The 20216-nt window shown below is 67.2% G+C and carries 20 protein-coding genes and 2 pseudogenes; 9 read left to right on the top strand and 13 right to left on the bottom strand.

Annotated features, from left to right (window positions below; genetic code table 11):
• Positions 1–64: 64 nt before the first annotated feature.
• The 5 genes and pseudogenes from ACWEPL_RS56055 to ACWEPL_RS56035 form a co-directional block, all read right to left on the bottom strand.
• Positions 65–418 (bottom strand): annotated as a pseudogene (locus ACWEPL_RS56055) (IS701 family transposase); the annotation flags it as partial.
• 102 nt (positions 419–520) lie between these two features.
• Positions 521–910, bottom strand: coding sequence for a hypothetical protein (locus tag ACWEPL_RS56050; RefSeq protein ID WP_452441438.1), 390 nt, complete (start codon positions 908–910; stop codon positions 521–523).
• Between the two features lie 504 nt (positions 911–1414).
• Positions 1415–1798 carry a tyrosine-type recombinase/integrase gene (locus ACWEPL_RS56045; RefSeq protein ID WP_452441437.1) on the bottom strand — a complete coding sequence of 128 codons (384 nt, stop codon included), beginning with the start codon at positions 1796–1798 and terminating at the stop codon, positions 1415–1417.
• An 866-nt stretch (positions 1799–2664) separates the two neighbouring features.
• Complete coding sequence (locus ACWEPL_RS56040) at positions 2665–3570, bottom strand: aminoglycoside phosphotransferase family protein (RefSeq protein WP_452441436.1); 906 nt, start codon at positions 3568–3570, stop codon at positions 2665–2667.
• Positions 3571–4825: 1255 nt separating this feature from the next.
• Complete coding sequence (locus ACWEPL_RS56035) at positions 4826–6799, bottom strand: WD40 repeat domain-containing protein (protein ID WP_452441435.1); 1974 nt, start codon at positions 6797–6799, stop codon at positions 4826–4828.
• A gap of 560 nt (positions 6800–7359) precedes the next feature.
• On the opposite strand from ACWEPL_RS56035, the gene ACWEPL_RS56030 reads away from it, so the two are divergent.
• Complete coding sequence (locus ACWEPL_RS56030) at positions 7360–7887, top strand: DinB family protein (protein WP_452441433.1); 528 nt, start codon at positions 7360–7362, stop codon at positions 7885–7887.
• A 369-nt stretch (positions 7888–8256) separates the two neighbouring features.
• Complete coding sequence (locus ACWEPL_RS56025; RefSeq protein WP_452441432.1) at positions 8257–8433, top strand: hypothetical protein; 177 nt, start codon at positions 8257–8259, stop codon at positions 8431–8433.
• Here the strand turns inward: ACWEPL_RS56025 and ACWEPL_RS56020 are convergent.
• Both ACWEPL_RS56020 and ACWEPL_RS56015 read right to left on the bottom strand, forming a co-directional pair.
• Positions 8421–8558: a hypothetical protein gene (locus tag ACWEPL_RS56020; protein ID WP_452441431.1), complete on the bottom strand. Its 138-nt coding sequence runs from the start codon at positions 8556–8558 to the stop codon at positions 8421–8423. The genes ACWEPL_RS56025 and ACWEPL_RS56020 overlap by 13 nt on opposite strands.
• A 142-nt stretch (positions 8559–8700) precedes the next feature.
• Complete coding sequence (locus tag ACWEPL_RS56015) at positions 8701–8940, bottom strand: hypothetical protein (protein WP_350742161.1); 240 nt, start codon at positions 8938–8940, stop codon at positions 8701–8703.
• Positions 8941–9303: 363 nt separating this feature from the next.
• On the opposite strand from ACWEPL_RS56015, the gene ACWEPL_RS56010 reads away from it, so the two are divergent.
• Positions 9304–9489, top strand: a complete 186-nt coding sequence (locus ACWEPL_RS56010; protein WP_452441429.1) for a hypothetical protein — start codon at positions 9304–9306, stop codon at positions 9487–9489.
• 100 nt (positions 9490–9589) lie between these two features.
• Here ACWEPL_RS56010 and ACWEPL_RS56005 read toward each other — a convergent pair whose 3' ends face one another.
• A complete protein-coding gene (locus ACWEPL_RS56005) occupies positions 9590–9910 on the bottom strand; it encodes a hypothetical protein (protein ID WP_452441428.1) in 321 nt (106 codons plus the stop codon).
• 184 nt (positions 9911–10094) lie between these two features.
• Here ACWEPL_RS56005 and ACWEPL_RS56000 point away from each other — a divergent pair, with 184 nt between their 5' ends.
• Positions 10095–10445, top strand: coding sequence for a hypothetical protein (locus ACWEPL_RS56000; protein WP_363978500.1), 351 nt, complete (start codon positions 10095–10097; stop codon positions 10443–10445).
• 404 nt (positions 10446–10849) lie between these two features.
• Here the strand turns inward: ACWEPL_RS56000 and ACWEPL_RS55995 are convergent, their stop codons facing one another.
• The 3 genes from ACWEPL_RS55995 to ACWEPL_RS55985 form a co-directional block, all read right to left on the bottom strand.
• Positions 10850–11788, bottom strand: coding sequence for an alpha/beta fold hydrolase (locus ACWEPL_RS55995; protein WP_452441427.1), 939 nt, complete (start codon positions 11786–11788; stop codon positions 10850–10852).
• 68 nt (positions 11789–11856) lie between these two features.
• The gene (locus ACWEPL_RS55990; protein ID WP_452441426.1) at positions 11857–12339 is read right to left on the bottom strand and encodes an RNA polymerase sigma factor; all 483 of its coding nucleotides are present in this window, start codon (positions 12337–12339) and stop codon (positions 11857–11859) included.
• A complete protein-coding gene (locus ACWEPL_RS55985) occupies positions 12336–12794 on the bottom strand; it encodes a hypothetical protein (protein ID WP_397375247.1) in 459 nt (152 codons plus the stop codon). Before ACWEPL_RS55985 ends, ACWEPL_RS55990 begins: the two co-directional genes overlap by 4 nt.
• A 72-nt stretch (positions 12795–12866) precedes the next feature.
• On the opposite strand from ACWEPL_RS55985, the gene ACWEPL_RS55980 reads away from it, so the two are divergent.
• The 5 genes and pseudogenes from ACWEPL_RS55980 to ACWEPL_RS55960 all read left to right on the top strand — a co-directional run.
• A complete protein-coding gene (locus ACWEPL_RS55980; RefSeq protein ID WP_452441425.1) occupies positions 12867–13292 on the top strand; it encodes a hypothetical protein in 426 nt (141 codons plus the stop codon).
• Between the two features lie 120 nt (positions 13293–13412).
• Positions 13413–14000, top strand: coding sequence for an RNA polymerase sigma factor (locus ACWEPL_RS55975; RefSeq protein ID WP_355212271.1), 588 nt, complete (start codon positions 13413–13415; stop codon positions 13998–14000).
• On the top strand, positions 14000–15073 hold the full coding sequence (locus ACWEPL_RS55970; RefSeq protein WP_452441424.1) for a CU044_5270 family protein: 1074 nt from the start codon (positions 14000–14002) through the stop codon (positions 15071–15073). Before ACWEPL_RS55975 ends, ACWEPL_RS55970 begins: the two co-directional genes overlap by 1 nt.
• 105 nt (positions 15074–15178) lie before the next feature.
• Complete coding sequence (locus ACWEPL_RS55965; protein ID WP_452441423.1) at positions 15179–15802, top strand: hypothetical protein; 624 nt, start codon at positions 15179–15181, stop codon at positions 15800–15802.
• 37 nt (positions 15803–15839) lie between these two features.
• Positions 15840–17312 (top strand): annotated as a pseudogene (locus tag ACWEPL_RS55960) (BTAD domain-containing putative transcriptional regulator); the annotation flags it as partial.
• A gap of 1686 nt (positions 17313–18998) precedes the next feature.
• On the opposite strand, the gene ACWEPL_RS55955 reads toward ACWEPL_RS55960, so the two are convergent.
• Together ACWEPL_RS55955 and ACWEPL_RS55950 are read right to left on the bottom strand one after the other, a co-directional pair.
• Complete coding sequence (locus ACWEPL_RS55955) at positions 18999–19835, bottom strand: ABC transporter permease (protein WP_449907686.1); 837 nt, start codon at positions 19833–19835, stop codon at positions 18999–19001.
• A partial coding sequence (locus tag ACWEPL_RS55950; protein WP_452441421.1) for an ATP-binding protein DrrA1-3 family domain-containing protein occupies positions 19832–20216 on the bottom strand: 385 nt, incomplete at its 5' end. The genes ACWEPL_RS55950 and ACWEPL_RS55955, both read right to left, overlap by 4 nt.

Here is a 20216-nt window from a genome sequence, read left to right as displayed (position 1 = left end):
CCTAGGCTCCACCTCATGGAACGCGCCGCGACCGATCTTGGTGCGGGCGTTCGTGCCATTAACGTGCGAGCATGGCCAAGGTGATGTGCCGGTGCCAGGCCGTCCAGCCGCGCACCTGGTAGTGGGCCAGCCCGACCTGGCCCTTGGCGGCGTGGAATGACTCCTCGGCCGCCCATCTGAGACCGGCGAACTTGACCAGGGTCATCAACGACTTGAGGGTGGGCGCGTAGCAGCGGTAGAACGCCGGCTCACCGGTGGTCAGGTTGCGTCGGATCAGCAGCCACCGACAGCCGTCCGTCGTCTTGTCGTCGATGCGTGCCCAGGCCCGGGCGTACCAGCGCGGGCCCTTGGCGCCCTGCCCGGCGCGGTAGCGGTGCCAGCGCCGATCGGCCACCCGCGCGGCGACCTCGGCCGCGCTGACCATATGGCTAATACGCGACCTCGGGTCGAAAGTCCAGCTCAACCCCCCGATCCCCAACATGTCGATCACGAAAGAGGGATCTCGGACTAGCGCGGGCCGTCAGTACCAGGACATCGTCATACCCGCGTCCGCGCGAACGGCCGCGCTGTACGTCTCCTTGAGGTCGGCGAAGTACAGCGTGAAGTACTCCTCGTCGTCGCCGTTGACGTTCTCGGTCGTCCGTAGGCCCGTCATAAACTGCTCGACAGTGACGGGCGAAAGGCGCTCCCAGAAGGCTCTGACCTGTTCGGGGGCGAGTCGGCCCACGAATCCTTCCTCCGACCCCTCGGCGTCGACGCCGTCTGGTCCCCCCACCCCGTGAACGATCTCGTCGCCGTCGAGCCCCAGTGCCTCCAGCCCCACGCGAAGGTAGTACGCGCTATTGTCGAGGTCGTAGCTACCAAGCTTCTTTCCGTCCCTGACGACGTCGATGTAGATGCAGACCCCCACGGTTGCCTCCCTCGTATACCGTTACTTGGCCTTCGGCGACGAGCACATATGTGCGTAGATCTTACGATCACCAGTTCGAGGCTCTTCACCTGCGCTGCCTGCCCATCCCAGCCCATCCTCGGCTGGAGGTTCCTCACCGTACTTTTCGTGCGCTGCGGCATGCACCAGGGTTTCGCGGCTGCCCGCTTTGGAACCGAGGCGTTCGAGCAGCTGAGCTTCGAGTTCGGCGATGCGTCGGTCGGCGAACCGGGCGTTGGAGCGGGCGGCTTGAAGCCGTTCGTTCAGGGTCCGGGTTTCGTCGGTGAGGCGGCGGACCTTCTGCGTGCCATTAAGGCGGTCAACAGGGGTCAGTCACGGTCGCTGGCGAGTTGCCTGTCGCCCAGGTCGAGGCAGTTGCCCTCGTAGATCAGACCGTTTGCAAGCAGGAAGTCAGGAGTTCGAATCTCCTAGGCTCCACCAGCAAAAACAACCCGCCACAGATCATGTGACGGGGTGTTCGTGCCATTAGCTCGCGGGGACCAGCGCGCCCGCGCTGCCATCGTCATCTCTCCTCTTGCGCTTCTTCTCCGCCTTCTTCCGCTCGGCCTTCGCCCGCGCACTGAGCGCATCGGCGATCCTCTGGTCCGCGTCTCGGGTGGCGTGCTGGTAGATCAGCGCCGCACGGTCGCTGTCGTGCCCCATCCGTGCTTTGAGATCAGCGAGGCATGCCCCCGATTGCGCAGCCAGCGTGTTCCCCGTGTGCCGGAGATCATGAGAGTGCAAGCCCAGGAGACCCATCTCCTTAAACGCGTCCGCCCATCGGGCCTCACGCCGGAAGTTGCCACCCCGCAGGAACGTGCCCCGCTTGCCGAGGAACACGAAATTGTCTTCTGCCTCGTCGACGAACAATGCGAAGTGCTCGACCAGCGAGGGGACGATGACTGAGGGGATGCTGATGGTCCGCCGGCCAGCCTGATCTTCCCGTCGCCATCGCCCCCAGGGCAAGCCCGAGCAGACCAGGGGGCAGGGGCGAAGGTCGTTCTTCCAACGGGGAGCTCCACCCCTGCCCTCTGGCCCGCTCCCCTGACGGGTGGGACGACGGCGATGGGAAGATCAGGGAAAGGGCCGGATGATAGGTATGCCTGTACCGGACTTCCCCGGTTTCCTTGTAGATGGCGTGAGGTCCAACGGGGGCCGAGCGAGGACGAAACACGTTATAGCGGCCAGAATCCAGAGGGCGCCAAGGCCGATGCCTATCCATCCACTAATGATCAAGGACTCATAGGATGCATCAGCGTGCGGTGTGCTCCCGAAATACTGGTTCTCTCGCATCAGCGTCCAGAGTTCGCTGGATCTGGCCTTCTCTCTGGCATCCTGTGCGTATCGTTCGAGAAGGATGCTTGGAACGAGAACCAGGCAGCCGATCCACATCAGAACGAATCGCGCACGCCTTACGGTCACTTGCCGCCTCCCTGCTTCAAGGTGGAATGAGAGTAGTTGAGCGCCCGAAACGACCACAATGAGGGCCTACGGCATGCCCGTCGCGTACCCGATCGGACGGAAACCAGAGGGAACAGCGGGGAGTCACGGGGACACGATCAGCCCCTTGAGCAGTTTCTACGCAGATCACTCAAGATCGTCGTAGCCATTTGCAAGCAGGAAGTCAGGAGTTCGAATCTCCTAGGCTTCACGGGAGGTCAAAGGCCACTGTAGCCTTTTCAGTTTTCTACAATTGCAGAGTACAGCTACGGCTCCGCTTTCCGCCGAAGTCTGATCTAGCCGATGAGGGCCTCGGTGATCTGACGGGTGGTCTGCGCGGCGACCCTCGGGTTGACGGCGGCATAGGTGGTGTAGGCGTTCAGACCGGTGGCAAGGGCCCAGCCGCGACCCCGGGTCCAGGTGGCGTCGTCCACATCGAGCGCGGCGCGGAAGGCCGCGCGGCTGTCGGCTGACATCAGCGTGTAGGCGATGATCAGATCACAGGCCGGATCGCCGATGCCGAGCCCGCCGAAGTCGATGACCGCGCTGAGACGGCCGCCGACGGTCAGCAGGTTGCCGGTGTGGAAGTCGCCGTGGAACCAGACCGGAGGGCGATCCCATCCGGGGGCGCTCAGGGCCGCGTTCCACAGTTCGGTCATGGCGGTAGTGTCGAACACGCCGTCGGCCTTGGCGATGGCGGCCCGCGTCGCGCGATCCCGGCCCGCCAACGGCTGGTCAGCGAGGTCCCCGCGGGCCTCCATGGCCTGAACGTCCTCGGACCTGAACTGCTGCAGGGCGACCAGGAACTCCGCCAGTTGGACGGCGGCCGCGGACGAGTCGGCCAGCGCCTCGACGGTCGCCACCTCGCCCTCCAGCCAGCGGGACACCGCCCACCGCCACGGATAGCCGAAGTCGGGCTCACCCACTCCCACCGGTACCGGGATGGCCAGGGGCAGTCGCGGGGCGAGCCGGGGCAGCCACTCTAGTTCCTTCTCGGCCTGTCCGATGGCGCCGTCGTGGCGGGGCAGCCGGACGGACAGCTGCTCGCCCAGCCGGTAGATCACATGGTCCGAGCCGGCCGGATCGAGCAGCTCCAGAGGCAACGCGGCCCACTGTGGGAACTGCGTATCGACCAGCTTCCTGACCAGTGAGGCATTGATCGTGGGGCGGGTGTCCGCGGTTCTCACGGTTGCCAAGAGCACCTCCTGCGATCGGCCCGCTCCGTGCGGCGGGGGCTGGACTATCACAGTGCACTGTGGCTTGCCTGTCGACCGGATTTCCCCCGGCCGGACTGGCTGGCCACAAAGGCCACTTTCCATGGAACACCTCGCAGCTTGACATCCAAGCTCCAGGGATGTCTGACCCGATCATCAAATGAAGCGAAGCTCTCATGAGACAGAGGGCCATGATGGATCGGGCTACGGCAGCTGATCTGATCATGGCATCGCAACGGGTTGTCCTCATTGAGGAACATAAGCAGCGGTAGCGTCATCGTAAGTCTTGCCCCCGAGGCCAACGTTCGCGAGCGCCAACCGCGCATACTCGGCCGTCTGCAGAAGGGACCGGGACCATGGCGACTGGAAGCACACGACCCGATGCCCCGCCCTCAGCCGTGCAGCATTCGCCGCCTCACGCTCTGGTGAGGTAGCACAGCAACCAACCAGTCCACAATCATGTGTACGTGGCGATGCTCCGGTTACTGGCGATCGGCCTTCTCAGCGGTGTCGTAGCGGTGCCGTTCTGGTCCGTGCCACGTGGCGACGGTTTCGAGCACGCGCGGTTCGCCGTACTCACGGCCCTGGGCATGGGCCAATTCCTGACGGTTCCCGTCGGGTTGGCGGTCGGGTCGTGCTGGCCGCCATGGGCTCGTGGACGCGTCCTCCTAGCCATGTCATGGGTGCGATCACGACCGCGTTCGGAGCGATCGTCGCCACCCAGGCGTGGCCCACGATGAGCTGGATCGACGGACGACCGTCCGGACTCGGCAATCCAGACGGCGAGTCCGTCATAGCGTTTCTGGTCTTCGCTTCTGGTGTGGTCACAATCCTCGTCGGCCTCTCCATCGTCTTGATTCGATGGTCTGGCTACGAACCGCAAGCCACCACAGGGCGTCAACGGGGTCCACGTAGATACGGCAGGAAGAGACGTCGGCGTCTGCCCCACGCGGAAGGCCATTCCCCATGATCGAGGGAATGGCCTCGTTGGCCTTCGCCGGTGCTGGACGCTGCTACGACTCCAACTGATCACCGAGCTTCTTGAGCGCTCGGCGCGTCTCTGCGGACGAGACCTCGCTATATAACCGCTGTGACGTCGTCATACACCTTGCCTCGCGGTCAGCGCTTGCCTTCGGGGTCGGGGTGTTCGGCTTGGCGGACCTGCGTGATCAGGGCTTGAGGGCCATGCTCGGCGAGGAGGTTGAGGGCCTGGCGCAGGGGGTCCTGTCGAACCATGCCACGGTCAGCTCGATCGGGTTGCGGTGAGTACGGCGATGTCACGGTCGAAGCAGACGATGATGTGGCCTTGTGGGGTGGCAGCGACGGCGTTGACCGGGTCGAGGAACTCGATGTCGGGGCTGATCCTGTCAAAGGTGGTGAGGCTCCATGCCGCTACCGTTCTGTGGCTGGCGGCGACTGCGATGGGGTGGCCGTCGATCGTGGTGGCGGCGAGTGCGACCACGGTTCCCAGGGAAAGCCGGCCGATCTGCTGAGCGGTGGCGACGTCCCATACCTTCATCGGTGGGTCGCGCCAGTCGTCGTTCGTGGTGATGGCGATGGGTCGTCCGTTCACGATGGTGGCGGCCACGAGGCGTACCGGTTTGCCGTTGCTACCGGTGGTCTGGAGTCCGGTGTCGCGGTTTACGGTGAGGTCACGGACCCGGAAGCCGCCGCCCCACCGTCCGAGGACGGCGACGGGCTGGTCATCGAGCGTGGTGGTGGTGAGGCCTTGTACCCATCGATGGTCGCTCTTGCGGGGGTTTCCGGTCTCTTCGCCGGTGCGGAGATCCCATACCCGGATGGTCTTGTCGTCGCTGGCGGTGATGGCCCGGGGTGGGTCGTCCGTGTTGTCGGCCGCGACCGCGGTTATCGGGCCGCGGTGGGTGGTCAACGGTGCTCCGGCCGCTTTCCCCAGTGCGAGGTCCCAGAGGTGGACATTGCTGTCCTTGCCTCCGGTGATCGCCACCGCGCGACCGTCCACTTGGGTCGCGGCCACGGCAGTGACGGCGCCGGTGTGGTCCGTGAGTGGCTGGCACACCTGATCGCCGGTGTCCAGATCCCATACTCGTACGGTTTCGTCATCGCTGCCGGTGACCGCCACCGGTCGGCCGGCCACTGACGTGGTGGCCACCGCCGTGATCGCGGCGTCGTGGCGAACTGGCTTGTCGGCCGGTTGGCCGACGACCAGATCGGACACCCGGACCGACCCACCGTCGCAACTCGACACCACCACCTGCCGGCCGTTCACCACTGCCGTCGCCACCGCATGCACCGTGCGGCGATGCTGAGGGAACAGCTCCCCGACCAACTCGGCCGTTTTCAGGTCCCACACCTGGATGGTCGGCTCATTGGAGTTGCAGGTGATCGCCACCAGCCGGCCGTGGACGACCGTGGTCGTCACGGCCTCCAAGTCCGCAGATCGGGGGAGGTCACCGACCGGCAGTCCGGTGGCCAGGTCCGACACGCGTGTGATCGTCTGGTAGCCACCGGAGACGACCACCAGATGGCCGGCAGTCAGCTCCGCGACCGCAACCGCGCTCACGTATCCACTGTGGCCGGTGAACGGGCTGCCCACCGGATCACCGGTATCCAGGTCCCATACCCGGACCGTTCGGTCGCCGCCCGTGACAGCCACCCAGCGGCCGTCCAGCACCGCCGTCGCCACGGCGTACACCGGGCCGGTGTGGCCGCGGATCGGTGCCATCACCTCCTGCCGCGTTTCCAGGTCCCACACCCGTACCGTCGTGTCGTAGCAACCGGTGACCACCACCCTGCGGCCATGGCGTTCCGCGATCGCGAGGGCCTCCACGCTGTCAGCCTGAAGATGGAACGGCTCGCCCACCGGCCTACCGGACGCGAGTTCCCACACCCGTACGGTGCCGTCGTCACCACCGCTGACCACAACGGGGCGACCGTCCAGAACGGACATCGCCAGCGCCCGCACCGCGTTCGTGTGACCAGTCCACGGGGCGCCGACCCGCTCGCCGGTTGACAGATCCCAACCCCGTACTGTGTCGTCGCCGCCCCCGGTGACCGCTACGGCACGGCCGTCGAAGACCGCGGTCGTCACCGCCGCCACCCAATTCGTGTGGCCGTCGGTGGTGCCCAGCGGCGGGCATGACTTCACGCCCGTCGGCAGCAGACTGGTCCAAGTTGGCTGCACACGCCAGGCAGCAGGACGAATAGCCGGTACCTCATGGCGGGACGGAGACGACATGCCGCGCATATTAGTTGCCGGCACCGGGACGCGTCTCCAAGAAACCTGGGGCGGCCGTCTTGACCGGGTGGCGGCGCGTGGCCACAACTGGCGGGGCCCACATGGACAACGTGGGACGGCCCTTCCTGAGCTGCTTATACGGTTTGGTGAGTGGTATGCACCGCATTGATAGGCCCCTCACGGTCGCCTGTACGTGGCCTGAGGCGATCGCCGGTCCAGGGCTTTACTCCTCAGCCTCCGCCCGCTAGGCGGTGTCGGGCCCAGAGCCGTTGGAGGAGGCGTATTTTTGGCGTGATGCCGTGCCATTAACGTGCTATTAGAGGTGGTCAATCACGGTCGCTTGCGGGCGCCCGTTCAAGTGATCGTGAAGTAGCATTTTCGATCTTGTACTGCGGCCCGGGAGCGGGAGTTGACGAACGTCTCAGAGCCTGCTGACAAAGGATTTGGTCGCTGAGGCCGGGGCAGGGATGCCTTGGTCGAGCCTCATCTTCGAGCGATAGGCCCGGCGGGCAAGATACGTACCCCGCAAAATCGGTTGCGCAGGTCGTCAAAATGGTGACATGACGTGGACAGCACCCGACGTAGAGCGGGGACCTCGGACGGACATGGCCTGTGGCGAACGCGAGATGCTGGATAACTGGTTGAAGCTCCGCCGGGTGTTCCTGCTGCGCAAATGCGCCGGCCTCACCTCCGAGCAACTGAAGACCGCCTCCGTGGAACCGTCCAACCTGACGCTGCTCGGCCTCCTGCGACACATGACGGAAGTCGAGCGCTGGTGGTTCCGGGAGAAGTTCCTGCACGAAAAATTGCCCGAGCTGCACATCACGGAGGAGTACGAAGACGGCGACTTCGACCTGGTGGCCGACGCCGACGCCGAGGCGGACTACGCCGCCTTCCTCGCGGAGACGGCTGCCTGCGACGCCGCGGTTGCGGACATCGACCTCGATGAGCTGGCCGACGACCCCCGGGCGCCGACCGGCAAGGTCAGCCTCCGCTGGATCTACATCCACCTCCTGGAGGAGTACGCGCAGCACACCGGGCACGCCGACCTGATCCGGGAGCGCATCGATGGGGCCACGGGAGCGTAGCGGCTCTCCCGGCGTCACCCGCTGGGGATGGCGGCCAGCTCGGTCCCTCTCCAGGCACGCCAGGGCGGGCGGCCAGGAGTTCCAGAACCTTGCCGCGCCGGTCGGGACTGGACAAGACCGGTAGCGGGCTCCTGGTGGCCGAGTTGCGTAGACAACACCTCAGCTATCAGGAGCCCGCACCTGTCCGCAGGCGTATCGCTCGAAGAGGGGCTCGACCAGGGCATCCCTGTCCCAGCCTCAGCGACCAAATCCTTTGCCAGCAGGCTCTCAGCTTTGTCCGGGCTCATGTCCTCGGTGCTTCGCTCCGGCAATGGCCTTCTATAGCTCCAGAACCCGAGGGCGGGCTTCAGCACGACCGTAGGCAAGGATGTGGCGCAGTCCTTGCCGAAACCGGTCGAGGGACTGCTCGTCTACATCGAGAACCGCCTCAATCTCGGGCTCGGCAAGACCAAGCGCCTCCAAAGCGTCGAGGTCGAGGACAACACGCAGCACTTTGTCTCGCAGAGTGAGCTCCTGGACGGCTCCATAGGCGGTCAGGCTCCATAGGTACAGCACTGGAAGGTAAGCACCATGCCATCGCCGTGCTCGGTTTCGCTCACACCGGCGGACATGCATTCGTCCTCGGGGTGTTCGTAAGCTCCGGCGACCTGAGCGGTGAATCTGATCGTCATGGTGGGAGGGTAATCGCACGACAGGGCAAAGCCCAGCCCAAGATCACCGCGCCGCCGGGCATGCAGCCTGGGGGCGGTCCCGGCCGCCAGCAGCTCGGTCCGCTGTCATATCGCCGCCCCATCTTGCCGACGAGACGCCCGACTACAGCTCATCAGGCGCTTCCGTATTCCGCCGAGCCTCGCGCTCCGCCCATTCACGACGCTGAGCCTCGCGTTCCGCCGTCACACGCTCGTGCAGGCTCGGCACCCGTCGCCCTTCATGCCTGATCGCCAGCCGGACCGCCCAGTAAATGAGGAAGAAGAGCACCACTGCGGGAACGACCCAGATCACCAAAAGAATCAGGGCCTCAGCTGGTCCAACCGCCGACATCTGATCCTCCAATAGGGGGACGACAAGTGTGCCCGAACTGTCATTCAACGTCTACCAACCGCTCTGGACCGTATGTCTGCTGAGCTGGGCACTTCGATGCCTCCGGCGGAGGCTCGGCTCCGGGCGGTGCCGTTCTGGTCGCTGCCACGTGGCGGCGGTTTCGAGCACGCGGTTCGCCGTACTCACGGCCCTGGGCATCGGCCAATTCCTGGCGGTTCCCGTCGGGTTGGCGGTCGGCTTCGTGCTGGCCAGTGAACCAGAACCCAGTAGGGCGCTCCACCGTGGCCCCGGCCTTTGGCCTGCTCGCCCACGAGTGGACGAGGTAGACGGGAAAGTGGGATACAGAGGGGATTATGGCCGCAGTACCTTCACCTCATGACCTCTGTCGAAATCTCGATGACCCTTGCTCTTGTAGCCGCGGCCATCACGCTGATCGCAAGAGTACGGCGGCCAGGTCGGAATGATCAGGAGCGCAAGCAGGCTCGCTCGATAGTGGCCATGATGTTTACCTTCTGGTTCGGCGCGATCCTTGTGGGAAAGATCGTTCTCTGGACAAGCTGATACGAAGCCGTGCCATTAAGGGCAGTCAATCAGGACCGGTTCTTTGCCCAGCTCAGCACCCAGCGGGCCGTGATGGCTGCAATTCCCAAGCTGACAGTCTTCAATACGGTGGGCGTTGCAGCCTGGGATAGTACAGCACTTCTACGAACACGATTCGCTCCTCGACAACATCAAGGATGAGATCACCTTCTGCCGGAGTCAGCAGCACATTCCTGTGCCCAGGACCATATGCCCCGGGTGGACGTTCAGCCGTATAGAAGCTCTGGCAGAAGTCGTCACCGCATCCGCAATCCTCGTACAACCGGATGTCCCAGGCAGAGATGGCGAGGTATTCCTCCCCCTCTTCTCTGAGGCACGCGATCAGCTCCGTCACGAGGCCGGGAAACAACTCTCGTACGAGCGCCTGCTCCTTCTTGCTCACACCGTCGAGTCTCCCAGCCTGGTTACTGGGCCGCCATCAAGATACGGATTATGCACGGATCATCCTCGCCCAGCCAGGAGGACAAGACGCCTCGGGAGAGTCCAAGTGAATCCGACCTCAAGCTCTGTGAGACGGTCCGAGCAGGGAACCACTGCGAACGCTCGTGGAAGCCGAGGAGTCCAGCGTGTTGCTCGCCATGATCCTTGTGTACGCAATACCGGTCGTTATCGTGGCGGCATCGCTCTTTGTGATGTCCCGTAGCCCGCGCCGCAAGATCCTCAATTTGGTCTTCACTCTCGCTGCCATGATCCTCGTGCTCGTGATCGCCTGGACATCGGGGCGGGATGCATGGGGGTTCTGGCTCTTCTTCGTTCTTCCAGCCGCGCTCGTCACCGCGATACGGCTGATCGTCGCCATCGTCCTGGCTTCCTCGGACGCCGCAGACGACTTGCCTCAGAGTTGCAATTCGGGTTGCAATACAGAGCCGTCCGAGGGTGTTCAGGACGGATCGCGCACACCCTCTCACCTACGTTGACCGCAGGTTCCTGCGTCAACTCGCTCCCCGGCGTGCAGGGTGACGGCCTCCGGTGCTGTCCAGCGTCCCCGGCGCCGTGCCCGATCGCCTACTGGTTGGCTTGCCGAGCTGTACCCATGCGGAGAGGCGCGGTGCAATGCCGAAGACCGCCCAGCGAGGATGCCGCCGTGCCCGTCGCGTGCCCGGACCGGGCAGGAAGCGACGGGGACGGCGGGGAGTCACAGTGAAGGCGATCAGCACGCTGAACCTTGACGATCTTCTGCTGTGCCACCTCAACGCGAGCGCTCAGGGCGTCGGCGATTCGCTGGCGCGTGGCGTGCTGGTAGATCAGTGCTGCTCGAACGCTGTCATGGCCTTGAGGTCCGCCGGGCTGGGCCGCGAGCGTGTCCCCGATGTGCCGGTAATCATGGAGATGCGGGCGCTGAAGCCAGGTAGTCCGCCATCAACCGTACGACCTCCTCGGGACAATCGGTCGTCAGCGCGTGGCCGCAGCCGTCGAGTTCGCGTACCTGCACGGCGGGCATCCGGCGAGCGTACTCCTGGGCCTGCCGCACCGGGTTGACGGTGTCCTGGCGGCCCCAGATCACCAAGGTGGGAGTGGTGGTGGACGGCAGGGCGGCCAGGGTTTCACGCCAGTCCAGGCCGCGTTCGAGCAGGACCTGGCTCTCCAGGTTGTCGGGGAAGGTGCCGGGTGCCCAGAACGCGTCGACGTCCTGCTCGAGGATCCTGCTTCGGTTGACGTGGATGCGGTCGAGCGCGGCGCGGGAGCTGGACCTGTCGGCGTAGTACCAGTTGTTCCACAACTCCCCGATGACCGGGTACTTCATGAGTTCATATACCCAGGTATCGCGGGTGGCGGCGCCGGAGGGGGACAGCAGGAGCAGGCGGCTGACGCGTTCGGGGTGGCGCTGGGCGTAGGCCAGCGCCCAGCCTCCGCTCCACGAGAGCCCTCCGAGCGCGGGACGCTCGATGCCCGCCGCGTTCAGGAACGCGCCGATCGCCGTGGTCATCCCCCTCAGGTCCCAGGTGAAGTCGCGGTCCTTCAGCCGGGTGAATCCCTGGCCGGGGAGGTCCACGACGTAGACCGTGTGGTCGCGGGCGAGCTCCGGCACCTGACGGCGCCAGCCGTACGTCCATGAAGCCCCGGGCGACAGCAGCACGACGGGGGTGCCGGAGCCCTCCTTGACGTAGTGGAAGCGAGCGAGTGGGGTGTCGAGGAACCGCGCGTTCGCCGGCGGCCGGTAGGCGGCCACCGCTGGGCGGTAGCCGTACGCGCCATAAAGAACGGCGCCGACGGCCAGGGTGAGGATCAGGCTCAGGACCGCGAGCGTGCGAGGTCTCATGGATGCTCTCCGATCTGTGGGATTCCACCAGAAGGAGGCGTCCGAGCCTCACGAGGTTCCTCACGACCTCACGACTGCCATGCTTTGCGGAAGCTCCGGCGGGCGCGGTGCAGGCGCGATTTGACCGTCCCCTCCGGTACGTGCAGGAGCCGTGCGGCCTCATCCTCCGGCAACCCCTCCAGGTCACGCAGGACCAGCACCGCCCGGTGTTCGGGTGACAGGCGCTCGAGCACGTCGCGGATGTCCACCGCGCTCTCGACGTCCTGCCTCGACGGGAGTTCGGCGAGCTCCACCGCGTGGTGCCGCCGTTTCGCGATCCTGACTGCCTCCCGTACGGCTATCGCCCGGGCCCAGCCGTGGAGCGCCTGCGGATCGCGCAGGCTCCCCAGGTTCCGGAAGATCGCGATCAACGACTCCTGGACGGCGTCGGGCCCGTTGTCGAGCGCGATGGGCCCGCAGATCCGGCCGAGGTAGGGCGTCAGCTCGCTCAGCAGGTCGTTCATGGCCATCGTGTCGCCGCCCTGCGCGGCGCGCAACAGGTCGGCGCTCATCGACGCACGACCCTCGCCTCGAGCCTGGCCAGCGCCTTCTCTCCCGCGACCCGCACGCCCAGGGGCACCAGCGCCGCCCGGCCGGGGACGCGGATTCCTCCCGTCTGGGCGACCAGGGTTCCTCCCGGTACGGCTGCCGCCGCGACGCCGATGATCAGGAACCTGCTCTGCATCCAGCACCAGCCGGGCCGCAGCTCGACGTCGAACCTCGCACGCATGCCGTACCTGCTTCGCGCCTTGGCCACCAGGCGCTCGCTCCCGTGCCCGGACACGATGGTCAAGCGGCGCATGTCCGGCTCGAAGGTGCCGAACTCCTCTTCCAGGGCGCTCACCACGGACCAGACGTCCTCGAACGGGGCGGGGATGACGCGTTCCGCCATGTACGCCCCGGGGATGGCGGAGGCGAGCACCCGCAGCCTCCGTACCGGGTCCAGATCAGCAACAGGCCAAGTCATATCCATCCAGAGGCGTCGACCGTGGAGAAGGTTCCATGGAACCACCGGCGATTTCCGCGCCTCCTGCCGGGCATGAGAATCTCACTCCCAGCGGCCTTCGTCGCCGCTGTCCTGCTGCTCGACGCGTTCTTTCACCTTTCCTGGCTGGTACGGCCGGCGGCGGACCCGCGAGCGCTCTCCCTGGCGTTGCTCAACTTCGACACGCCCTTCACTGCGCGCATCCTCGTTCCCCTGATCGTCGTGCTCACCGTCGCCGCCCTCTCCGTGGTCGCCGTCTCCCGCGGGCGGGGCGGTCGGCTCGCCAAGGCGGTCGCTCTCGCTCTGGGCGGCGGGCTGCTCGCGCGTGCGGAGCTCGGCCTCGCCTGGGCCTTCGGGCTGGGCACGGACACCGGCACCCCGTTCTACTGGCTCAACCTGTTGCTCTACACCCCGTTGTGCGTGGCGCTGGCGTTCGCGACCGGTGCCGTGCTGATGCGGGCCTTCTCCCCGGGGGTTTGAGCCGGGACAGTGTTGCCGGCATGCCGGAGATCGTTGGCCGGCGTGATGGACCGTGAAGAGGAATGGGGGGTTCGCCGAACTAGGGGTGTTCCGAGGTAATCGCCTGAAAGGCCGGCATGCATGACAGCTCCCCCTCAAGATTCGGCGCCTCCCAGCGAGGGCACCGACGCGCAGGTGATAGAGGCGTCGTGGCGTCACCCTGATCGCTTCGGCGCCGTCTTCGATCGCTATTTCGCCTCCATCCACCGCTATGTTCACCTGCGCCTGGGTGAGGCGGCCGCGGATGACCTCGCGGCGGAAACCTTTCTGCGCGCCTTCCGTAGCCGGGACCGTTTTGACCTCACCTGCCCCAGCGCCCGGCCCTGGCTGTACGGCATCGCCTCCAACCTGGTCGCCGAGCACCGTCGCGGTGAGGCGCGCAGGTATCGGGCGCTGGCCAGGAGCGCCGATGCCACGGAGATCGCCAGCCACGACGAGCGCGTGGTGCAGCGGGTCTCCGCTGCGGTCATGCAACCGCGGCTGGCCGCCGGTCTCGCCCGGCTCTCGTCCGGGGACAGGGACGTCCTGCTGCTGGTCGCCTGCGCGCAACTCAGCTACGAGGAGGTGGCCGAGGCTCTCGGCATACCTCAGGGAACGGTGGGATCACGTCTCAACCGCGCCCGCAAGAAGCTCCGCAAGATCATCGGTCCCGCCGGGGAGGCACTGTGATGAACGAACTCGAAGCGATCAAGGCCCACCATGACAGCCTGCCCGGACCCGCGCCCGAGGTGACCGCGCGCGCATGGGTGCTGGTGGCCGAGGAGATCGAGGCCGAGCGGATCGGGAGGCGCCGACGTGGCCGGTTCCCGGTCCGCTGGTGGGCGATGAGGGCCGGCGTGGCCGTGGGCCTCGCGGCGGCGGTGACCGCGGGACTGGTCGTGGTGCGTGGCGGTCACGACTCCGCTCCGTTCGGGGCCCCTCCGGCCAGCGCCGCCGAGTTGCTCCGGCAGGCGGCCTCGGTCGCGGCGCGGGAGGACGTACGGCCCGGGCCGGGGAAGTTCGTCTACGTCGACCAGAAGAACGTCACGTTCGCCAGCGGTTCCGAGGGCGAGTACACGCAGGACGTGCGCCGAGAGGTATGGATGCCCGCCGGGGATCCCGGCAAGGCCCTGACGCGCTCGACGTACGGTCAGACACACGCCACCAGCGGGCGCCCTGAGCACGTGCAATCCCCCGGAACTGTGGAGTATCAGCGCGCGGGGCAGTGCCCCGAGCACTCCCTGAGCCTGCCGTTCCAGGCCGCCGATCTTCCCGCCGATCCTGATCGGGTTCTGGCGAAGATCCGCCAGGGAGCGGAGACGTTCGTCCGGTCGGACCAGCGCAGACGAGGAGAGACGGACCTCGGCCAGGACGAGATCGACATGCGGGTCGAGAAGGTCGTCGCGAGCTCGTTGCTCGGGCTGGCGCAGGACCCGCTCACCTCCTCCCGGACCAGGGCCACGGTCTTCGGCGCGCTGTCGAAGCTGCCGACCGTGACCATCGTCCCGGACCTCACCGACCCCGCCGGACGACACGGGGTGGGCGCCTCGCTCAAGCTTGAGAACCCCTACGGCTGGGAACGTGGGGAGCTCATCTTCGAGCCGGCCACCTACCGGTTCCTCGGCTACCGGAGCTGGATCGGGCGGCAGGAGGGCGGACAGGTCACGGAGACTCCGGGCGCCAGCACGGCGGTGATGACCGTGAAGGTCGTCGACTCCATGCCGGAGGTTCCGAAGGATGCCGGCAAGCCGATGTTCTGCTGACGGTGTTTTGGGGCAGAAGGTAATGAAGTACAGCACAATTGACGCATGGGACACCCTCGGCAACCCGGTCCGCGGGAATACCCCGGTGTTGTTTCTGCTCTGGTCGTGATCCTGGCAGTGCTTCTGCCGGGCGGCTTCACGTTCAGCGTGTACAAGTACCTCAGCGCCCCCGACCCGAGCACCGCCGCGGCCTCGCCGACCACAGAGCCCACACCTGAGCCCAAGGAGCCGAGCCCCAGCGAGAACGAGCGCCGCCCGGACTCTCCGATCGACGCCGACGCGTACGGCGACTGGAACTTCCGTCTGGGCGGCGTCACGTTCAAGGCCGAGAAGGTGGGCGGCTGGACCTACGGCTCCTGCGCGCCGGTGGACAGGAACGGCGTGCTGGCCAGGAACAAGTGCGAGCGCGTCGTTCAACTGGCCTACAAGGCCTACCGTGGGCATCTCACGGCGGTCCAGGTCATCATGTCCTTCCCCACCGTGAAGGCGGCCAAGGCCACGGCCGTCCACCTGGCGGGCTCCTCCCGGGCGGTGAAGTGGCGCCGGGACAAGATGCTCGACACGTACGTCTACGGCAAGCAGCGGGTGGCCGTGACCAAGAAGTACGTCCTCCTCACGATCGTCACCGCCGACAGGACGGCCCAGGCGAAGGCCACGCGGTTCCACCACTACCTGCACACGGATCGTTCGAACAGCTTCCTCTTCCGCGACTCGACCGCTTCAGACTGAGCGGTCACGCCGCTCGCGTCTGACTCGTCCGTAAGCTGTGGGTGTGTCCCCCGCTCTGGTCCTGCTCGACGGCGTCCGCTGGCAGGGTGTGCCCGTGGTCGGCGATCGTGCGCAGACCCTGCTGTCCGTGCTCGCCCTGCACGGGCGTGCAGGGGTCAGTGACGAGCGCCTGGTCGAGGAGCTGTGGCCCGATGAGGCGCCGGCCAATCCGACGAAGGCGCTTCAAGTGGTCGTCTCGCGGACCAGGGCGGCGACCGGTGCCGACGTCGTGGTGCGGATCCCGCGTGGTTACCGGCTCGGGCTGGCCGCCGATCAGGTGGACGCGCTGCTGGTCGGCGCGCTGGTGACGGAGGCGCGGGCCGCACTGGGCGAGGACGACGTGGCGCTCGCGCGTCGCCGCGCCGAAGAGGCCATGGGTCTCGTGGCCGGCGGCTCGGACGGTGCCACGGGCGCGCTCGCCGAGCTGAGGGGCATGGCGGCGAAGTGGGTGGCCGAGGCCCGGCGGGTGGCGGCGATCGCGCGGGGCCGGAGCGGCGCTCACGAGGCCGCGCTGCCGCTGCTGGAGGAGGCCGCGGCCGACGGGCCGCACGACGAGGAACTGCTGGCCTGCCTGCTGCGGAGCGAGGCCGCCGTACGAGGTGCCGCCGCCGCTCTGGAGCGCTACGAACGGTATCGCGCGGGCCTGGTGGCCCGGCTCGGCACCGAACCGGGGCCTGAGCTCGCCCGCGTGTACGCCGAACTCCTCGTCGCGGACCGGCCGGTGCGTGCGGGCATCCTGTTCGACGGCTCCTCGTTGCTCGGCCGCGATGACGACATCCGCGCGGTGCACGCCCTGTTGCGAACCAACCGGGTGGTCTCCGTCATCGGCCCTGGCGGGCTGGGCAAGACGCGGCTGGCCCATGTCGTCGGCAGAGACGTCGCGCAGCCCGTCGCTCACTTCGTCGAGCTCGTCGGCGTGTCCTCGCCCGAGGGCGTGGTGGGCGAGGTGGGCTCGGCACTCGGGGTTCGGGATTCGGTCAGCGGGCGTCGTGTCCTGACCGCCGAGCAGCGCTCGGACGTTCGCGCCCGGATCGCCCAGCATCTCGATCAGGCTCCGGCGCTGCTGATCCTGGACAACTGCGAGCACGTGATCGAGGCCGTCGCCGACCTGGTGGCGTTCCTGACCGTGACGACCCGCGACCTGCGGGTGCTCACGACCTCGCGCGCCCCCTTGTCGATCCCCGCCGAACGCGTCTACCCGCTCGGCGAGCTGCCCACGGGCGACGCGGTGGAGTTGTTCCGCCAGCGAGCCACGGCCGCTCGCCCGGGTGTGCGGATCGACGAGGGAGTGGTCGAGGAGATCGTCGCCCGCCTTGACGGGCTGCCGCTTGCGATCGAGCTGGCGGCGGCCAAGGTACGGGCGATGTCGGTGGAGGAGATCGCCCGGCGCCTGGCGGACCGGTTCGCCCTGCTGCGCGGCGGGAACCGTACGGCCCCCGATCGGCACCAGACGCTGCTGGCGGTCATCGAGTGGTCGTGGAATCTGCTGGACGAGCCGGAACGGCTGGCGTTGCGGTGGATGTCGCTGTTCGGCGACGGTTTCACGCTGACCGCGGCCGAGGACGTACTGGGCTCGGACGCCCTGTACGTGGTGAACGCGCTGACCGAGCAGTCGATGCTGAGCGTCCGCGAGACGACGTACGGCCTGCGCTACCGGATGCTGGAGACCGTCAGGGAGTTCGGGCGGATGCGGCTGAAGGAGGCCGGCGAAGAGGCGTCCGCTCGGGCGGCGCAGCGGGCCTGGGCGACGGCGTACACCCTCGAACACGGCTCCAAGCTGTTCGGCCCGGGGCAGTTCGCGGCGGCCGACGCGTTGCACGCGGAAGAGAGCAACCTCGCCGATCTGCTCCGGCAGGCTCTCGGCGAGCCCGATCCCGTCACGATGGCCCAGTTGCTGGCCGGCGTCGGCGCGCTGTGGTCGATCCGCGGCGACCACTCCCGGATTCTCGTTCACCGCGACGCGATCGCCCAGGTGGTCAGCGGCTGGCTGCCGCCGCCGCATCTCTTCGAGGTGGCCAGGGCCGCCATGCTGATCACGCTCATGAACAGCCTGAACTTCACCGACCGCGGCAGCGGTCCGATGCGCGACCTCCTCCGTAGGCTGCCCACCGGTGACGCGACGGATCACCGAATGGCGGCGATGGCCACGGTGCTGCTCGCGTGCGACGCGGACGACGGCGCCGACGTGCGCCGTCGGCTGGAGGAGCTGTCCCGGAGCACCGACCGTTACGTGGTCTGGGCCGCGACGCAGATGAGCGCCCAAGTCCTGGAGAACACGGGAGACGTCACCGGGGCGATCGAGGCCGCCGAGCTCACCCTGACGATGGTCCGCGAGGACGAGGGGCCGTGGTTCGCCGCGATCATGCACGCCATGCTGGCCCACTTGGTCATGCAGCACGGCGACCGACGGCGGGCGGTCGGACACGCGCGTACCGCCATCCCGGTGCTGAGCCGGATCGGCGCCGCCGACGACGAGGTTCAGCTCCGCGCGCTGCTGCTGATCTCCGCTCTCGCCGACGGCGACCTCGACGCCGCGGAGGCCGAACTCGCCGGGATCATCCGGATCAACGACAACGAGACCGTGCTCGGCGGGGTGGCGATGGCCTCGTTGTGCGCGGCCGAGCTCGCCCTCGCCCGCGGCAGGACGGCCGCCGCGCTCGCGGAATACCGCCTGGCCGTCCAGCGGGCCCACAACCTGCGTCTGCCCGGGGTGCTGCGCGCGGAGGTCACGCCGTGGACGATCATGGCGGAGTCGGTCACTCTGACGGCGTACGCGTACCACGCGCCGCCGGAAGACTCCCGGTACGGCGAGGAACTGTTCTCCACCGTCCGGGGCTACGACCTGCTGGCCACGGACAGCCCGGTCCTCGACTATCCGCTGTGCGGCTCGATGCTCTTCGCGCTCGGCGCGTGGGGGGTGCTGCGCGGAGCCATGGCCCCGCGCGACGCGATCGGGTTGCTGGTGCTGGCCGAACGGTTCGCGTACAACACCAGCATGCCCAGCATGGCCTTCGAACGGATCGAACCGCACGCGGAGCGGGCCGCGCCCGGGATGATCGCCGCCCTGCGGGCCGAGTACGGCGATCGGCGCGGCTCCGACCTGCTCGACGAGGCGCGCGGTCTCGTCGAGCGGGTCTCCGGCCGTGACGGGCGCAGGTCACATGTGCCGCTTGTAGCTGCGTACCGACAGCGGCGCGAAGATCGCGATGACGATCAGGCACGCCAGCAGCGTCCAGGCCACCTCTCCGCTGACGAGGCCGCTGTTGGCGAGGTCGCGGGTGGCCGTGACCAGGTGTGAGACCGGGTTGAAGCGGACGAACGCGGCCAGCCAACCGGGCAGGGTCTCGACCGGGACGAACGCGTTCGACAGGAACGTCAGCGGGAACAGGATCATCATGGAGATGCCCTGCACCGCCTGGGCGCTGCGGGCTATGGTGCCGACCCAGGTGAAAACCCACGCCAGCGACCAGCCCGTGAAGATCGCCAGCAGGATCGCGGCGAGCACGCCGCCCGCTCCACCACCCGGGCGGTAGCCCATCACCAGGCCCATGCCGAAGGTCAGAGTGGCCGCGATCGTGTAGCGCACCAGGTCGGCCACCATAGGGCCGGCGAGCGGCGCGATCCGGGCGATCGGCAACGACTTGAACCGGTCGAAGACGCCCTTCTCCATGTCCTCGCGCAGTTGCGTGCCCGTGGCCATGCACGTCGTCAGCACGGTCTGGGCGAGGATGCCGGGGATCATCAGGGGGAGGTAGCTCTCCACGTCACCGGCGATGGCGCCGCCGAAGATGAAGGCGAACATCGCGGTGAACAGGATGGGCTGCAGCGTCACGTCGAAGAACTGCTCCGGGTTGCGGCGCATCTTCTTGAGCGCCCGCCATGCCATCGTCAGGGTCTGACCGATCGTCTCCCCCATGGAGACGCGCCGCCGGGCGGCCTCCACACGGTCGGCGGCCCGTACGGCCTCGCGGGCGGGTGCGATCACGGTGCTCATCGGTTCTCCTTCGTGCCGGCCCCATCGGACCCATTCGTCTCGTGACCGGTGAGGGCGAGGAACACCTCGTCCAGGCTGGGCTTGGCCACGCTCACCGAGGAGATCGACACCCCGGCGGTGCGCAGCGCGATCAGTACGTCCGCGGCCAGGTCGGCCTGGTCGAGGGCGACGTTGAGGCGGCCCTGCTCCGGGCTGAGTACCGGGTCGTCGCCGAGGACGCGCCGTACGACCTCCACAGCGGCGGGTACCTCGCCCGGGTCGGCGAGCAGCAGCTGGAGTGTGGAGTTGCCGACCTCGGTCTTCAGCTCGTCGGGCGTGCCCTCGGCGACTTTGCGGCCGTGGTCGATGACGGCGACACGATCGGCGAGCTGATCGGCCTCG

This window comes from Nonomuraea sp. NPDC004186 (assembly GCF_053603495.1).
The sequence above is the reverse complement of the archived record's forward strand: the minus strand, read 5'-3'. Positions and strand labels throughout refer to the sequence as shown.

Bases quoted from the DNA above. Each gene is read 5' to 3' on its own strand.
- ACWEPL_RS56035 (WP_452441435.1), bottom strand. From the start codon at position 6,799: ATGTCGTCTCCGTCCCGCCATGAGGTACCGGCTATTCGTCCTGCTGCC.
- ACWEPL_RS56030 (WP_452441433.1), top strand. From the start codon at position 7,360: ATGACGTGGACAGCACCCGACGTAGAGCGGGGACCTCGGACGGACATG.
- ACWEPL_RS56020 (WP_452441431.1), bottom strand. From the start codon at position 8,558: ATGACGATCAGATTCACCGCTCAGGTCGCCGGAGCTTACGAACACCCC.
- ACWEPL_RS56010 (WP_452441429.1), top strand. From the start codon at position 9,304: ATGACCTCTGTCGAAATCTCGATGACCCTTGCTCTTGTAGCCGCGGCC.
- ACWEPL_RS55995 (WP_452441427.1), bottom strand. From the start codon at position 11,788: ATGAGACCTCGCACGCTCGCGGTCCTGAGCCTGATCCTCACCCTGGCC.
- ACWEPL_RS55990 (WP_452441426.1), bottom strand. From the start codon at position 12,339: ATGAGCGCCGACCTGTTGCGCGCCGCGCAGGGCGGCGACACGATGGCC.
- ACWEPL_RS55985 (WP_397375247.1), bottom strand. From the start codon at position 12,794: ATGACTTGGCCTGTTGCTGATCTGGACCCGGTACGGAGGCTGCGGGTG.
- ACWEPL_RS55980 (WP_452441425.1), top strand. From the start codon at position 12,867: ATGAGAATCTCACTCCCAGCGGCCTTCGTCGCCGCTGTCCTGCTGCTC.
- ACWEPL_RS55975 (WP_355212271.1), top strand. From the start codon at position 13,413: ATGACAGCTCCCCCTCAAGATTCGGCGCCTCCCAGCGAGGGCACCGAC.
- ACWEPL_RS55970 (WP_452441424.1), top strand. From the start codon at position 14,000: ATGAACGAACTCGAAGCGATCAAGGCCCACCATGACAGCCTGCCCGGA.
- ACWEPL_RS55955 (WP_449907686.1), bottom strand. From the start codon at position 19,835: ATGAGCACCGTGATCGCACCCGCCCGCGAGGCCGTACGGGCCGCCGAC.